This is a genomic window from Roseateles sp., assembly GCF_044373315.1.
In the GTDB taxonomy this organism is placed as follows: Bacteria; Pseudomonadota; Gammaproteobacteria; order Burkholderiales; family Burkholderiaceae_C; genus JACDQM01.
This window is the reverse complement of sequence record NZ_JBILQK010000001.1, coordinates 26,571-41,194: the sequence shown is the minus strand read 5'-3', so window position 1 is coordinate 41,194 and position 14,624 is coordinate 26,571. Positions and strand designations below refer to the sequence as shown.

Annotated in this window: 14 protein-coding genes; 7 read left to right on the top strand and 7 right to left on the bottom strand. The window is 63.3% G+C overall.

The features are described 5' to 3' along the window. Positions 1-127: 127 nt before the first annotated feature. Positions 128-2,299 (bottom strand): sodium-translocating pyrophosphatase, encoded by a 2,172-nt coding sequence (locus ACIQ67_RS00195; protein WP_397532319.1) that lies wholly within the window; start codon positions 2,297-2,299, stop codon positions 128-130. 290 nt (positions 2,300-2,589) lie between these two features. On the opposite strand from ACIQ67_RS00195, the gene ppa reads away from it, so the two are divergent. Next, on the top strand, positions 2,590-3,129 hold the full coding sequence (gene ppa / locus ACIQ67_RS00190) for an inorganic diphosphatase (protein ID WP_397532318.1): 540 nt from the start codon (positions 2,590-2,592) through the stop codon (positions 3,127-3,129). Positions 3,130-3,186: 57 nt separating this feature from the next. Here the strand turns inward: ppa and ACIQ67_RS00185 are convergent, their stop codons facing one another. Then, positions 3,187-4,386, bottom strand: a complete 1,200-nt coding sequence (locus ACIQ67_RS00185; protein ID WP_397532317.1) for a GNAT family N-acetyltransferase — start codon at positions 4,384-4,386, stop codon at positions 3,187-3,189. Between the two features lie 57 nt (positions 4,387-4,443). Between ACIQ67_RS00185 and ACIQ67_RS00180 the strand changes: the two genes are divergently transcribed. Together ACIQ67_RS00180 and ACIQ67_RS00175 are read left to right on the top strand one after the other, a co-directional pair. Continuing rightward, positions 4,444-6,489 carry an NAD(+) synthase gene (locus tag ACIQ67_RS00180; protein ID WP_397532316.1) on the top strand — a complete coding sequence of 682 codons (2,046 nt, stop codon included), beginning with the start codon at positions 4,444-4,446 and terminating at the stop codon, positions 6,487-6,489. Positions 6,490-6,544: 55 nt separating this feature from the next. Next, the gene (locus tag ACIQ67_RS00175) at positions 6,545-6,883 is read left to right on the top strand and encodes a P-II family nitrogen regulator (protein ID WP_397532315.1); all 339 of its coding nucleotides are present in this window, start codon (positions 6,545-6,547) and stop codon (positions 6,881-6,883) included. Positions 6,884-6,910: 27 nt separating this feature from the next. Here ACIQ67_RS00175 and ACIQ67_RS00170 read toward each other — a convergent pair whose 3' ends face one another. The 5 genes from ACIQ67_RS00170 to ACIQ67_RS00150 are packed head-to-tail and all read right to left on the bottom strand — an operon-like array spanning position 6,911 to position 9,657. Beyond that, positions 6,911-7,297 carry a diacylglycerol kinase gene (locus tag ACIQ67_RS00170; RefSeq protein ID WP_397532314.1) on the bottom strand — a complete coding sequence of 129 codons (387 nt, stop codon included), beginning with the start codon at positions 7,295-7,297 and terminating at the stop codon, positions 6,911-6,913. Continuing rightward, positions 7,294-7,812, bottom strand: coding sequence for an RDD family protein (locus tag ACIQ67_RS00165; RefSeq protein WP_397532313.1), 519 nt, complete (start codon positions 7,810-7,812; stop codon positions 7,294-7,296). Before ACIQ67_RS00165 ends, ACIQ67_RS00170 begins: the two co-directional genes overlap by 4 nt. A 4-nt stretch (positions 7,813-7,816) precedes the next feature. Next, the gene (locus ACIQ67_RS00160) at positions 7,817-8,614 is read right to left on the bottom strand and encodes a DUF3106 domain-containing protein (protein WP_397532312.1); all 798 of its coding nucleotides are present in this window, start codon (positions 8,612-8,614) and stop codon (positions 7,817-7,819) included. A gap of 9 nt (positions 8,615-8,623) precedes the next feature. Then, positions 8,624-9,094, bottom strand: a complete 471-nt coding sequence (locus tag ACIQ67_RS00155) for a DUF3619 family protein (RefSeq protein ID WP_397532311.1) — start codon at positions 9,092-9,094, stop codon at positions 8,624-8,626. Further along, the gene (locus tag ACIQ67_RS00150; protein ID WP_397532415.1) at positions 9,091-9,657 is read right to left on the bottom strand and encodes an RNA polymerase sigma factor; all 567 of its coding nucleotides are present in this window, start codon (positions 9,655-9,657) and stop codon (positions 9,091-9,093) included. Before ACIQ67_RS00150 ends, ACIQ67_RS00155 begins: the two co-directional genes overlap by 4 nt. Positions 9,658-9,908: 251 nt before the next feature. Here ACIQ67_RS00150 and ACIQ67_RS00145 point away from each other — a divergent pair, with 251 nt between their 5' ends. The 4 genes from ACIQ67_RS00145 (at position 9,909) to pssA (ending at position 14,509) form a co-directional block, all read left to right on the top strand. Next, a complete protein-coding gene (locus ACIQ67_RS00145; RefSeq protein ID WP_397532414.1) occupies positions 9,909-11,696 on the top strand; it encodes an acetolactate synthase 3 catalytic subunit in 1,788 nt (595 codons plus the stop codon). 162 nt (positions 11,697-11,858) lie between these two features. Then, positions 11,859-12,350, top strand: a complete 492-nt coding sequence (ilvN, locus tag ACIQ67_RS00140; protein WP_397532310.1) for an acetolactate synthase small subunit — start codon at positions 11,859-11,861, stop codon at positions 12,348-12,350. 142 nt (positions 12,351-12,492) lie between these two features. Next, entirely contained in the window at positions 12,493-13,509 is a 1,017-nt protein-coding gene (gene ilvC / locus ACIQ67_RS00135) for a ketol-acid reductoisomerase (RefSeq protein ID WP_397532309.1), read from the top strand. Positions 13,510-13,660: 151 nt separating this feature from the next. Continuing rightward, complete coding sequence (pssA, locus tag ACIQ67_RS00130; RefSeq protein ID WP_397532308.1) at positions 13,661-14,509, top strand: CDP-diacylglycerol--serine O-phosphatidyltransferase; 849 nt, start codon at positions 13,661-13,663, stop codon at positions 14,507-14,509. Positions 14,510-14,624 lie beyond the last annotated feature (115 nt).

The window sequence follows — 14,624 nt, the reverse complement described above, 5'->3', positions numbered from 1 at the left end:
CAGTCCGGCCGCAGCTTGCGTGTGCCTCCATTGTGTCTCGGACTTGCCCGCCCGGAATGAAAAACAGCCCGCCAAGGCGGGCTGTTCTGTGCGTCTCAGGGTAATCCTGAGGGGCGGCAATCCTGACTCAGGGCTTGGAGGCCGAAGGTTCAGCAGCGCTAGCCACCGACGCCGGCACCGCGCTGGCGGGCATGACCGCAGCGGCAGGCTCTGCGGCCTTGTGGCCATTGCTGGTCATGGGCAGCAAGGGCACGATCAGCAAGGCGACGATGTTGATGATCTTGATCAGCGGGTTTACGGCCGGGCCGGCGGTGTCCTTGTAGGGGTCGCCCACGGTGTCGCCGGTCACGGCGGCCTTGTGCGCCTCGCTGCCCTTCTTGTGCAGCACGCCATCAGCGTCCTTGAAGCCTTCCTCGATCAGCTTCTTGGCGTTGTCCCAGGCGCCACCGCCGGTGCACATCGAGATACCGACGAACAGGCCGGTGACGATGGTGCCCATCAAGAGGCCTCCCAGTGCTGCAGGGCCGAGCAGCATGCCCACCAGGATGGGGGCCACCACCGGCAGCAGCGAGGGCACGATCATTTCCTTGATCGCCGCGGTGGTCAGCATGTCGACGGCCGCGCTGTAGTCAGGCTTCTTGGTGCCGGCCATGATCTCGCCGCCCTGAAACTGGCGGCGCACTTCCACCACCACTGCGCCAGCGGCGCGGCCCACGGCTTCCATCGCCATGGCACCGAACAGGTAAGGGATCAGGCCGCCGATGAAGAGGCCGACGATGACCTTGTGGTCGCTCAGGTCGAAGCTCAGCGACATGCCGCGTGCTTCCAGCGCATGTGTGTAGTCGGCGAACAGCACCAGCGCTGCCAGGCCGGCCGAGCCGATCGCATAGCCCTTGGTGACGGCCTTGGTGGTGTTGCCGACGGCGTCCAGCGGATCTGTCACGTCGCGCACGCTGCTGGGCAGTTCGGCCATTTCGGCGATGCCGCCGGCGTTGTCGGTGATCGGGCCGTAGGCATCAAGTGCCACAACGATGCCGGCCATGCTCAGCATCGAGGTCGCGGCGACGGCGATGCCGTACAGGCCAGCCAGCGCGTAGGCCGCGTAGATGGCCACGCAGATGAAGATCACCGGGTAGGCCGTGCTCTTCATGCTGACGCCCAGACCGGCAATGATGTTGGTGCCGTGGCCGGTGGTCGAGGCCTGCGCAATGTGCTGCACCGGGCTGTATTGCGTGCCGGTGTAGAACTCGGTGATCCAAACCATCGCGGCGGTCAGCAGCAGGCCAACCACACAGGCGCCGAACAGTTGCATGGCGCTGGCCGTCATGCCGCCGGTCATCGTGACCGGCTGCGGGAACATCGCGGTGGTGATGAAGTAGAAGGCCACCAGCGACAGCACTCCCGCAACGACCAGGCCCTTGTAGAGCGCCGGCATCACGTTCTTCATACCGGGGCTGGCCTTGACGAAACCGCAGCCGATGATGGAGGCGATGATGGACACGCCGGCCAGCACCATCGGGTAGATCACGGCCGTGGCCGGTGCGCCGGTCACCATCAGGGCGCCCAGTGCCATTGCGGCGATCAGGGTCACCGCATAGGTTTCGAACAGGTCGGCCGCCATGCCGGCGCAATCACCGACGTTGTCGCCCACGTTGTCAGCGATAACGGCGGGGTTGCGCGGATCATCCTCTGGGATGCCGGCTTCCACCTTGCCCACTAGGTCAGCGCCGACGTCGGCGCCCTTGGTGAAGATGCCGCCACCCAGGCGCGCGAAGATCGAGATCAGCGAGGAGCCGAAGGCCAGGCCCAGCAGCGGCTTGAGCGTGGCCGAATCGATCTGCTCGCCCTTGGTGAGATACCAGAAGAACAGGCCCACGCCCAGCAGGCCCAGGCCGACCACCAGCATGCCAGTGATTGCGCCGCCCTTGAACGCGACGTTGAGCGCGGGCCCGATGCCATGCGTGGCGGCCTGCGCGGTGCGCACATTGGCGCGCACCGAGACGTTCATGCCAATGAAGCCGCAGGCGCCGGAGAGCACCGCGCCGATGACAAAGCCGACGGCACTCGTCACGTCGAGGAAGACCGCAATCAGGATCGCCAGCACCACGCCGACGATGGCAATCGTCTTGTACTGCCGCGCCAGATAGGCGGCAGCGCCTTGCTGGATCGCCGCAGCGATCTCTTGCATGCGGGCATTGCCCGCGTCCTGGCTGAGGATCCAGGAGCGTTGGATGAATCCATATAAGACCGCGGCAAGCCCACAGGCCATCGCGAAGTACAGCGCCACACTCGTCGACATGAACATGTCTCCTCTGTCGTTTGTGTCATGGAAAGACGCGCCTGTCTCTCACTCCGCCAGCCCTGCACGTGGTTCAACAGCTCGCTGAATTCATGCTAAGTGAAGGCCATGGGCCGAAGCAATCGAGCGGGCTGGGTGTTTACCAGTGGATGCGGGTAAACGAGGCTGGGCTTGGCGCGAGCACGATCTGCGGCCCCCTGGGGGTCGGGTCTTGCCCCCTCAGTGAGCGTCAGGGCGGGGCAAGCCGAGCCCGTAGAATCGGGGTTTCCCCTGCATTTGAGAATTGATCCATGAGCCTGCACAACGTCACCCCCGGCGCCAAGGCGCCCGAGCAGTTCAACGTCATCATCGAAATCCCGATGAACGCCGACCCGATCAAGTATGAGGTCGACAAGGAAACCGGCGCGATGTTCGTGGATCGCTTCATGACCACCGCGATGCACTACCCGTGCAACTACGGCTACATCCCGATGACGCTGTCGGACGACGGCGATCCGGTGGATGTGTTGGTGGTCACCCCGTTCCCGCTGACGCCCGGCGTCGTCGTGACCTGCCGCGCCATCGGCGTGCTGAAGATGGACGACGAAGCCGGCGGTGACGCCAAGCTGCTGGCCGTGCCGATCGACAAGATCCTGCCGATGTACACCCACTGGCAGAAGCCCGAAGACGTCAACAAGATGCGCCTGAACGCCATCCAGCACTTCTTCGAGCACTATAAGGATCTGGAGCCTGGCAAGTGGGTCAAGGTGCAAGGCTGGGAAGGTCCGGAGGCCGCCAAAGCCGAGATCGTCTCGGGCATCGAGAGCTACAACAAGAGCAAGAAGGCCTGAGTCGGCGCCTGCTGCTTTTCGTTGACCTTTGAGAAAAAGCGCCTACGGGCGCTTTTTTCATGGCGATTCGGTGGGCGCGGTCTTGAAGGGCTGGTGTTGCTCCAGTTCGTCGACATAGCGGCCGATGGCCTGGCCCTCTTCGCTGAGGAAATCAGCGACGGCATCACGGAACTGCGGGTGCGCGAGCCAGTGCGAGGAGTGCGTCACCACCGGTAGCAGGCCGCGGGCCATTTTGTGCTCGCCCTGCGCGCCGCCTTCAAAGCACTGATACCCGTTGGCAATGCACCAGGCCAGCGGCTGGTAGTAGCAGGCATCGAAATGCAGGCAGCTGACCGGTTCGGTCGCGCCCCAGTAGCGGCCGTAGGCGATGCGCCGCTCGGGGTCCAGGGCCAGCAGTGAAGCGGCGATGCGTTCCTCGCCGCGGCGCGCGAGCAGCAGCAGCCAGTGGCGGCTCATCGTGCGGCTCATGCGGGTGAAGAAGTCCCGGCTCAAGTAGGGCGTGCTGTGGTGTGCTGCGTAAGTCAGCATGTAGCATCGGTGGAAGAAGTCCCAGTCCTCTTGCGTGATGGCTTCGCCCTGCAACGCCTGGAAACTGATGCCGGCCTCGCGCACGCGGCGTTGTTCCTGCTGGATCTTCTTGCGCTTGTCGCGCTGCAGCGAGGCCATGTAGTCCTCGAAGTCGGCGTAGGGCAGCGGCTCGCGGTTGCTCCAATGGAACTGCACGCCCGTGCGTGCCAGCCAGCCCTGGGCCGCGGCCTGCTCATGGTCTGCATCCGTTCCGAACAGCAGGTGGGCGGACGAGAGCTGCTGGCGGCGCGCCAGCGTCAGCAGGCCTTGCAGCAGCGTGTCGCGCACCGCGCCGTCGCGCGCCAGCAGCCGGCTGCCGGCCACCGGCGTGAAGGGCACGGCCACCAGCAGCTTGGGGTAGTAGGCCAGGCCATGGCGGCGGTAGGCATCGGCCCAGGCCCAGTCGAACACATACTCGCCATAGGAGTGGCTTTTCAGCCAGACCGGGCAGGCGCCGACCAGTTGGTCCCCTTGCCAGGCGCTGAGGAACTGCGCCTGCCAGCCGGTCTCGGCACTGGCGCTGCCGGACTGCTGCAAGGCCAGCAGATACTCCAGCCGCATGAAGGGCGTCGGCTGCTCGCTTTGGGCCAGCAGGGCATTCCAGGCGGCCATCGGCAGCTCGGCGAGTTCGCTGTCGACGCGCAACGTCAAGGCGGGTGGGGGCGTGGAGGGCGGTGTGCTTGAGTTCATGACGGATGCGAAATCTTAGGGTGGCACGCAAGCCCTTGCACTTTGATGGCAGGATTCATGCCCATGCACTTCGACAATCTCTACACCCACGATTTCGCTCGGATCGCCGTCGGCGTGCCGCTGTGCCGCGTTGCAGATCCGGCCTACAACGCCGAGCAGACGATCGAACTGCTGCTGCAGGCGGCAGCGCAAGGTGCGGCACTTGCGGTGTTCCCGGAACTGGGTCTGTCGGCTTACAGCTGCGACGACCTGTTCCATCAGCGCGCGCTGCTGGAGGGCTGCGAGGCGGCTTTGGCTCGCGTGGTGCAGGCCTCGCGCCGTCTGCCGACCGTGGCAGTGGTAGGCCTGCCGCTGCGCTTTGAGCAGCGCCTGTTCAACTGCGCCGTGGTGCTGCAGCGCGGCCGCCTGTTGGGTGTGGTGCCCAAGACCTATCTGCCCAACCACGGCGAGTTCTACGAGCTGCGCCAGTTCAACAGCGCCGACGAGGCTCTGGGGGACGAGATCGAGCTCTTGGGCCAGCGCGTGCCCTTCGGCAGCGGCCTGCTGTTCTCGGCGGAAGACTTGCCATTGCTTCGATTTCACGTCGAGATCTGCGAGGACGTGTGGGCGCCGATCCCGCCGTCGTCCTACGCCGCCTTGGCTGGGGCGACGGTTCTGCTCAATCTGTCGGCTTCGAATGTGGTGATCGGCAAGGCCAGCTACCGGCGGCAGCTGGTGGCGCAGCAATCGGCGCGCTGCCTGGCGGCCTACGCCTATGCTTCGGCGGGGCATGGCGAGTCGACGACCGACATGGCCTGGGATGGCCAGGCCCTGATCTGCGAGAACGGCGAGCAGCTTGCGGAGTCGCAGCGCTTCCAGCGCCGCGCGCAGCTGATCAGCGCCGATGTCGATCTGGAGCGCCTCTCGCGCGAGCGCATGCGCCAAACCAGCTTCGGGCAGTCGGTGCGCCGGCACGCCGCACTGCTGCGTGGCTTTCGCTCGGTGGCATTCAAACTGGAGATCGCGCGCGAGCAGCCGTTGGCGCTGCAGCGTCATGTCGAGCGCTTCCCCTATGTGCCCGCCGATCATGGTCGCCGCGACGAGCGTTGCCAGGAGGTCTACAGCATCCAGGTGCAGGGGCTGGTGCAGCGCCTGCAGTCCAGCGGCATCAAGCGGCTGGTGATCGGCATCTCGGGCGGGCTGGACTCGACCCATGCGCTGCTGGTGGCTGCGCGTGCAATGGATCAGCTGGGCTTGCCGCGCACGGCAATTCTGGGCGTCACGATGCCAGGTTTTGCGACCAGCACGCGCACGCGCGAGCAGGCGCTGCGCCTGATGGCCGCTGTGGGCTGCGAGGCCCGAGAGATCGACATCCGGCCCAGTTGCGAGCAGATGCTCAAGGACATCGCTCACCCGCATGTCGACGGCAAGCCGCAGTACGACGTCACCTTCGAGAACGTGCAGGCGGGCGAGCGCACCAGCCATCTGTTCCGCATGGCCAACCATCACGCAGCGCTGGTGCTGGGCACTGGCGATTTGAGCGAACTGGCGCTGGGCTGGTGCACCTATGGCGTCGGCGACCACATGTCGCACTACAACGTCAATGCCAGCGTGCCCAAGACGCTGATCAAGCACCTGGTGCGCTGGGTGGCCGAGACCCGTCAGCTGGGGCAGGGCGACCACGGCGTGCTGCGGGACATCGTCGACACCGAGATCAGCCCGGAACTGGTGCCGGCCACGGCAGCGCAGCCCATGCAAAGCACCGAGGCCGCGATCGGGCCTTACGAGCTGCAGGACTTCCACCTCTTCTACACGCTGCGCCACGGCTACGCGCCGGCCAAGATCGCCTTCCTGGCACGTCACGCCTGGGGCTCGCGCGAGCGTGGCAGCTGGCCGGATGCGCCCCATGTTGTGCGCAACGAATACAGCCTGGCAGAGATCAAGCGCGTGCTGCGCATCTTCGTGCAGCGCTTTTTCAAGGGCAGCCAGTTCAAACGCAGCTGCGTGCCCAATGGTCCCAAGGTCGGTAGCGGCGGCTCCTTGTCGCCGCGTGGCGACTGGCGTGCGCCCAGCGATTCGGAGTCGGCGGTCTGGTTGGCGGATCTCGATCGCATCCCCGACTGAGCGGCCGGGGTTCCGTGCTTAAATCTCGGCAGGTTCCTGTCTATGGAGTTTTTGGATGAAGCAAATCACCGCCATCATCAAGCCGTTCAAGCTGGATGAAGTTCGCGAGGCCCTGGCCGAGGTGGGTGCCTCGGGTCTGACCGTCACCGAGGTCAAGGGCTTCGGCCGCCAGAAGGGTCACACCGAGCTCTACCGAGGTGCGGAATACGTGGTCGACTTCCTTCCCAAGGTGAAGGTCGAGGTGGTGGTCAAGGATGAGGATGTCGATCGCTGCATCGACGCCATCCTGAAGGCGGCCAAGACCGGCAAGATCGGCGACGGCAAGATCTTCGTGACGGCTGTCGAGCAGGTGGTGCGTATCCGCACCGGCGAGACTGACGAAGAGGCGGTCTGAGCCCTTCTGGCCCGGGTGCTGCGTGGCTCAGGCGAACAAGCGGTGCCAGGCTGCGGCGGTCCAGATGCCGCCGCATAGCAGCAAGGCCAGCATGACCGCAGCGCTGCCAAGGTCCTTGGCGCGCTTAGACAATTCGTGGCGTTCGAACGAAATACGGTCGATTGCGGCCTCGATGCCGGAGTTCAGCAGTTCGACAATCAGCACGATCGCTAGCGAGCCCAGCAGCAGGGCCACTTCGACCCAGTTGCTGCCCAGATAGAATGCGAGAGGTGTGGCGATGATCGCAAGCCAGAACTCCTGGCGAAATGCGCTCTCGCCACTGTAGGCTGCGCGAAGCCCGGCCACAGAGTATCCCGCGGCATGAAGAATGCGGTCTATGCCCGTGCGGCCTTTGTGTGGATTGGGCTCGCTCATGGCTTCTTGCGTGGAAGCTGTGTCACCAATTCGGTGCCGCACACAGCATCATGCAGAAACTGTCGCCTTGGGTGCAGCCAGCTCAGACCTGCATAGGCGATCACCCCGGCAGCCAGGCTGCCGAAGATGGGTCCTGTGCCGTGGACTCCGAGCGTGTAGACGCTCAGCAATGCCGGCAGAAACCAAAGCCAACTCAGCAGGTAGCGCATCACGGCGCGCAAAGGGCGCAGCGGGCGCCCCTGCGCATCCAGCACGCGAAGATGCCAGGCCTTCATGGCCAGGGTCTGCCCGCCATGCGACCAGAACCAGGCGAAGTACAGGCCCAGCAAGCAAAACAGGAAGACCTGCAGGCCAAACTGACCTTGCAGGGCGTGGCGTTGTTGAGTGGCTGCCGAGTAGACGAAGCCGCCTGTGAAAACGACCCCAAACAGCAGCATACCCTCGTAGAAGAAGGCTGCCATGCGGCGCGCAATACCGGCTGGGGCGGGGCGCTCGGGCCCGTAGGTCTCGTTCATCAGATCAGGACTGTCCGCCGACCGGGGCGACGGGGACTTTGGGCAGGAGGGTCTTGTTGTCCAATTGCTTGGCGTCGAAGAACTGGCGGCGGATTTTGCTTGCCGCCGGCGCCGGGCGCTGCGTAATCAGCACGGTCGTCACCCCAGGTTTGGCTTGCAGGAGCGCGGTGCCCTGCGGCTGGCGGCTTGTGGTCGGGAGCGGCATCGGAATCAAGGCCGCGCCAGGCTTGCGTTCGGGCGGGCTCACCACTGCTGCGCTTGTCGGCGCTACGCCAGCTGCGCTTGTCGTGGTGGGTTGGCGCTTTTGCGCCGCTTTGCCGGCAAGGGCTTCTCGTTGCTCGGGAGGCAGGGCCTGGTAGGCCTCCCACTTTGCCTCAAGATCCTGCGGCTTCGCCTGGAGCACCTGCTTGAAGCTCTGACGTGCCTGCTGCCGTTCAATCGGCGAAAGTCGTGCCCAACTGGCAATGCGTTCCTCCAGCAGGCGTTGTTCCTCGCTTGGCATGCTGTGGTGCCGAGCCGTCAACTCGATCCAGCGCACCCGATTCGCTGGCTCCAAGCTGCTCCACTCAGCCGCAAGGGGCTCGAGCAGACGTTTCTGCTCAGTGCTCAGCGAGTTCCAGTCCGGGTTGATCAGCGATGCAGGCGCTGTTAGCGTCGGACGCGCAGGCACCGTCGCGACGGCCTGTGCCAGGGCGATCGATGCGGTGCTGCTCAGCAAGATGCTGGCAGCCAACGGAACCAGGGAGGCCAGCGGCTGTCGCCGTTGCCAGAAGGAGGGGGGAGTGGCCGCACTTCGCGTCATTGTGCCAGTCTATTCGTCTTGTTTGGTGTCCGCTGTTTCGTCCTCAGTGCTGAGGTATTCCGAAAAGCCTGGATCGCCATAGGCCGCGGGCGGCAGCTTTCCGGTCAGCAGCGCAGCATCGAGATCGGCACCTGCAACGATTTGCTGGTACCACTGGCTGTGCTGAATCAACAGCAGGCCGAACACCAGCAGCAGCAGTGGCCCAATTGATGCCCACTTGAGCCAGCGCCCGCCAGGACCTTTTGCCCCCTGCACGCTGAGTGTGCCGTCGGCCAGAAGCACGGTCTGACGAGCCTCTTGAGGCTGTGCTGCGCGCGCACTTCGAGCCTTCATCAGTGCCTGCTCGCGCGCTACGCGAAGGCGCTCGCCGATGTCGGGCGGTAGTTGCTCGCACTGTTCGCTCAAGCCTGCAGTCAAGCGCAGGCCGAAGCGGGACATGCGTGTGTCCAGTTCCCGGGCAGTGTGCAGCGGCTTGTTCATAGTGTGATCCCCTTGGCCTTCAGTACCTTTGCCAGTGCATGAACTGCCCTCGAGCAGTGCGTCTTCACGCTGCCCTCCGAGCATCCCATGACGGCAGCCGTCTCGGCGATATCCATCTCTTCCCAGTAACGCAGCAGGAAGGCCTCGCGTTGACGCGCTGGCAACTCTGCCACTTCGCGGTCAATAGCACGCAAGATTTGGGCCCGCGAGACCTCGTCGGCAGCGCTCAAGGAGCCCATAGCGCCATCGCCTGTTTCCAGTGCCTCCAGCAGGTCAAAGTCGTCGGCCGAATCGTCTGAGTCGAAGTCCGACATGTTCTGGAACAGGCCGCGACGCACCTTCTGGCGCCGAAACCAGTCCATTGTTGCGTTGGACAGAATGCGCTGGAAGAGCAGGGGCAGTTCCGCTGCCGGCCGGTCGAAGTACTTTTCAGCCAAGCGCATCATCGCATCCTGAACGATGTCCAGGGCGGCCTCGTCATCTCGGACCAGATAGAGGCTGCGCTTGAAGGCGCGCTTCTCGACGCTGCGAAGAAAGTCGTTGAGTTCTTTGTCGGTGGCCAAAGGTCTGGCGGGCGAGCCCTGAGCTGGCGTGGAGGCGCGAATTATTGCACCCTTGACCCGAATCACGGCGTCGTACTGCCAATTCGGCGAGTCTGCGTGCATAATGCTGCTTCGCACAAGAGTTTGGGTCTCAAGCTGGCCGTCCAACCGGGACGCCTCGTTTTTGACCGCGCAGGTTCCGAGTCCACCCCACAAGGGTGCGAGGAGGGGCACCGATGGTTTTTCGTCAGAGAAAATCGCAAAGGTTCGATATGGATATGTCTGCCGCGGAAGTCAAGCGTGCCGCTTCGGCACAACCGCAAATCAATTCCCCCACTTCCTCCTCATCGGAGCTCAATGGCTCCGAGATCCTTGTCCGCTGCCTGCAGGCTGAAGATGTCAAGTACCTCTGGGGTTACCCCGGTGGGTCCGTTCTGTACATCTACGACGCGTTGTACAAGCAGGAGTCGATCCAGCACGTTCTGGTGCGTCATGAGCAAGCTGCCGTTCACGCAGCCGACGGTTATGCTCGGGCGACCGGGGACGTTGGCGTCGCTCTAGTCACCTCGGGTCCAGGTGTTACGAATGCCGTGACCGGCATTGCGACCGCCTACATGGATTCGATCCCGATGGTGATCATCACCGGGCAGGTCCCCACGCCAGCCATCGGTCTGGATGCGTTCCAGGAGTGCGACACCGTCGGCATCACGCGTCCCATCGTCAAGCACAATTTCCTGGTCAAGGATGTGCGTGACTTGGCCGTGACGATGAAAAAGGCTTTCCACATCGCCCGTACCGGCCGCCCCGGCCCCGTGGTTGTGGACATCCCGAAGGATGTGTCGCTCAACAAGGCGCATTTCAACTACCCCACGCACGTGGAAATGCGCTCCTACAACCCGGTGCGCAAGGGGCACTCCGGCCAGATCCGCAAGGCGGTGCAGCTGTTGATGCAGGCCAAGCGGCCTTACATCTACACGGGCGGCGGCGTTGTGCTGGGTGAAGCTACTGCAGAGCTGCGCCAATTGGTCGATCTGCTGGGCTATCCCTGTACCAACACGCTGATGGGCCTGGGCGTGATGCCGGGCACGGACCCGCGCTTCCTGGGCATGCTCGGCATGCACGGCACTTACGAAGCGAACATGACCATGCAGAACTGCGACGTGCTGCTGGCGGTCGGGGCTCGATTCGATGATCGCGTGATCGGCAACCCCAAGCATTTCGCCCAAGTCGAGCGCAAGATCATTCACGTGGATATCGACCCTTCGTCGATTTCGAAGCGCGTTCGCGTGGATATTCCCATCGTCGGTGATGTCAAGGAAGTGCTTCAGGAACTGATCGTTCAGATCAAGGAAGCGCAGGCGCGACCTGATGCGGCGGCGATCAATGCCTGGTGGAGCCAGATTAACGAGTGGCGCCGTCGCGACTGCCTTGCCTACGACCGCAACAGTGATGTGATCAAGCCACAGATGGTTGTTGAGACCTTGTGGAACCTGACGCGTGATCGGGATACCTACATCACCTCCGATGTCGGGCAGCACCAGATGTGGGCAGCGCAGTTCTACCGCTTCGACGAGCCACGGCGCTGGATCAACTCCGGTGGTCTGGGCACGATGGGAGTGGGGCTTCCTTACGCCATGGGCATCAAGCTGGCCAAGCCTGAATCAGATGTGTTCTGCATCACCGGCGAGGGCTCGATCCAGATGTGCATTCAGGAGCTCTCGACCTGCAAGCAGTACAACACGCCGGTGAAGGTCGTCTCGCTGAATAACCGCTACCTCGGGATGGTGCGGCAGTGGCAGGAGTTGGACTACGGTAAGCGCTACTCGCATAGCTACATGGACGCCCTTCCGGACTTCGTCAAGCTTGCCGAGGCCTATGGCCATGTCGGGCTGCTCGTGGAGAAGCCCAGCGATGTAGAGGGCGCGTTGCGTGAGGCGATGCGCCTGAAGGATCGCACGGTGTTCCTCGACGTGCGCACTGATCCTGCCGAGAACGTCTGGCCGATGGTCAAGGCGGGCAAGGGAATCTCGGAAATGCTGCTGGGCTCCGAAGACCTGTAAGCGTTTTGAAGTCGCGCCAGGGCGGCGGCGTTACCGCGTCGCCGGCCGGGCATGACGAACGAAATCTGCAGCGGACTCCCCGCATTCCACTAACGATCGAACAGCGTGGCCAAGGGCCGTCGGTTACCGCCGCCAGCCTGAAGAGCGCGCAGGACGAGAGCCATGAAACACATCATTGCACTGCTGATCGAGAACGAGCCTGGCGCGCTGTCGCGCGTGGTCGCTTTGTTCTCTGCCCGAGGCTACAACATCGAGAGTCTCACCGTCGCGCCGACCGAGGACGCTTCGCTGTCGCGCATGACCATCGTGACGACGGGTTCGGACGAAGTGATCGAACAGATCACCAAGCATCTGAACCGCCTGATCGAGGTCGTTAAGGTCGTGGACCTGACCGAGGGTAACTACACCGAGCGCGAACTCATGCTGATCAAGGTGCGTGCTGTCGGCAAGGAGCGCGAAGAGATGAAGCGCACCACCGACATCTTCCGCGGCCGCATCATCGATGTGACTGAGAAGACCTACACGATCGAGCTGACGGGCGATGCGTCCAAGCTCGACGCCTTCATCGATGCACTCGACCGCAGCGCCATTCTGGAGACGGTGCGCACCGGCGCCAGTGGCATCGGCCGCGGCGAGCGCATCCTGCGCGTTTGATTGGCCCCAGGCGCAAGGCCGCAGCGGCTCTTGCGCCGCCCCGCGAGGGGCAATGAGCTTGTCTTGGGGCGGCCCGGTGACAAGTTCATCAAGACCCTGGGCCCGCACATTTTCCTGTACTGATTTTTCCCTGGAGACCGAAATGAACGTTTTCTACGACAAGGACGCTGACCTGAGCCTGATCAAGGGCAAGAACGTCACCATCATCGGCTACGGCTCACAAGGCCACGCCCATGCGCAAAACCTGAACGACAGCGGCGTCAAGGTCACCGTGGGTCTGCGCCGTGGTGGTGCGTCCTGGTCCAAGGCCGAGAACGCCGGCCTCAAAGTGGCCGAGATCGCTGACGCAGTGAAGGCAGCCGATGTGGTCATGATCCTGCTGCCCGATGAGCAGATCGCCGACGTCTACAAGAAGGAAGTCGAGCCCAATATCAAACAAGGCGCGTCGCTGGCCTTCGCGCACGGCTTCAATGTGCACTACGGCCAGGTGACGCCGCGTGCCGACCTTGATGTGTGGATGGTTGCTCCCAAGGCCCCCGGCCACACCGTGCGTGGCACCTACACCCAGGGCGGCGGCGTGCCGCACCTGATCGCGGTCTACGCGGACAAGAGTGGCAAGGCGCGTGATCTGGCCCTGAGCTACGCCTCTGCCAACGGCGGCGGCAAGGCTGGCATCATCGAGACCAACTTCCGCGAAGAGACCGAGACCGACTTGTTCGGTGAGCAGGCCGTGCTGTGTGGCGGTGCCGTCGAACTGATCAAGGCAGGCTTCGAGACTCTGGTGGAGGCCGGCTACGCACCCGAGATGGCCTACTTCGAGTGCCTGCACGAACTTAAGCTGATCGTCGACCTGATCTATGAAGGCGGTATCGCCAACATGAACTACTCGATCTCCAACAACGCCGAGTATGGCGAGTACGTCACCGGCCCGCGCGTCGTGACCGAGGAGACCAAGAAGGCCATGCGGCAGTGCCTGAAGGACATCCAGACCGGCGAATATGCCAAGAGCTTCATCCTGGAGAACAAGGCCGGAGCTCCGACCCTGCTGTCGCGTCGTCGTTTGACCTCGGAGCATCAGATCGAGCAGGTCGGCGAGAAGCTGCGCGCGATGATGCCCTGGATCAAGAAGAACCGTCTGGTCGACCAGTCGAAGAACTGAGCGAGGATCGAGCCGAGTGCCTGTGTACTCGGCCACGCCTCATGAAGTGCGTGCCGCATCCTTGCGGCACGGCTGAGGCGAACACATCAAAGCCGCGGCGCCTCCTGGCCCGCGGCTTTTTTGCTGGCACCCTGTTGTATCCTCCTGCCCCATGATCGAATCGAACAAGAACCGCCAGGTTGAGCCTTCGGAGGAGGGCGAGAACACCTCGCCGGCGCCCGTGCGCCCGCGGCGCAAAGGCATCTACGTGCTGCCCAATGCCATCACACTGGCGGCACTTTTTTCTGGCTTTTATGCCATCGTGATGTCGATGAATGGCCGCTTCGAGTTGGCCTGCATTGCCATCTTCTGTGCGGCAGTGCTCGATAGCCTGGATGGTCGGGTTGCGCGCATGACGAACGCCCAAAGCGCATTTGGCGAGCAGATGGACAGCCTGTCGGACATGGTGAGCTTTGGCGCCGCGCCAGCGCTGATTGTCTATATCTGGGCCTTGAAGGACATGGGCAAGCTGGGCTGGATTCCTGCGTTTGTTTATATCTCGGGCGCGGCTTTGCGTCTGGCGCGGTTCAACGTCAATATAGGCGTTGTGGACAAGCGCTTCTTCCAGGGGCTGCCCAGCCCAGCTGCAGCTGCCATCGTGATTGGCATGATCTGGGCCTTCGATGACTCCGGCTTCAAGCAAGTCACGGGCACTCCCTGGATTGTCTGGACCGCGTTCGGCGTGACCTTGTTTGCAGGGCTTTCAATGGTCACCAATGCGCCGTTCTATAGCTTCAAGGTGGTCGGCAGCCGCCGCACCGTGCCGTTCGTCGTGCTGGTCGCGATCGCCTTGGCTATCGTCCTGATCAGCCAGAACCCACCACTTGGCCTGTTTGCCATTTTCTGTGCCTATGGTCTGTCGGGCTACGCGATCTACTTCTGGCGCAAGGCCAAAGGCAAGCCGGTCAGTGTGATCGCCACCTCGACCGATGAGCCGGACGAAAAGGGACTTCACCATTGAGAGAGGCTCGCTGCCCGAGCTTGCGTGCTATATTGGTCCACATGACGTCGCATTTCGCATTCGCGTTGCTGCTACTAGCCACCGTGCCCCGGGCGCGCTGACTGCACACGTCTAC